Source organism: Lactiplantibacillus fabifermentans DSM 21115 (assembly GCF_000498955.2).
In the GTDB taxonomy this organism is placed as follows: Bacteria; Bacillota; Bacilli; order Lactobacillales; family Lactobacillaceae; genus Lactiplantibacillus; species Lactiplantibacillus fabifermentans.
The window spans coordinates 1-556 of sequence record NZ_AYGX02000113.1 but is presented as its reverse complement, the minus strand read 5'-3'; the positions used below and the strand labels follow the sequence as shown (position 1 = coordinate 556).

The window sequence follows — 556 nt, the reverse complement described above, 5'->3', positions numbered from 1 at the left end:
GCAATTGGATAGAGTGTCTGACTACGAATCAGAAGGTTGTAGGTTCGACTCCTACTAGGTGCATTGTGTATCGGGAAATAGCTCAGCTTGGTAGAGCACCTGGTTTGGGACCAGGGGGTCGCAGGTTCGAATCCTGTTTTCCCGATCGATTATAACAGTCTTAGTTTTTAGAACTAGGGCTTTTTGTTTAAACTTTTAACGGGAAGTAGCTCAGCTTGGTAGAGCACTACGTTCGGGACGTAGGGGTCGCAGGTTCAAATCCTGTTTTCCCGATAAACGACTAAACCACTTAAGACCAGTCAGATGACTGGTCTTTTTTATGCCTTGGATTGTTTCGCTTCACGTAGCGCACACTGTTCAGTCCCCAAAGTGTGTGTCATACGTGAGCGTCAAGTGAATGCTGGTGCGTGGTATTATGCGGTCACCGGTTGTCGGTAAATAAATTAACTATTAATATAGAAGAAACCCGTTACAATCGCTTTCATATTAGTAGTGATAGTTAAACGGTAGATTGTAAAATTAATCCGAACGCTGTTCGGACAAAAAAGATCAGCTT

General features: G+C 43.5%; 2 tRNA genes. Both read left to right on the top strand.

From position 1 onward, the window contains the following. Positions 1–71 precede the first annotated feature (71 nt). Positions 72–145, top strand: a tRNA-Pro gene (locus DY78_RS10240). A 54-nt stretch (positions 146–199) separates the two neighbouring features. Beyond that, a tRNA-Pro gene (locus DY78_RS10235) sits at positions 200–273 on the top strand. Positions 274–556: the final 283 nt, after the last annotated feature.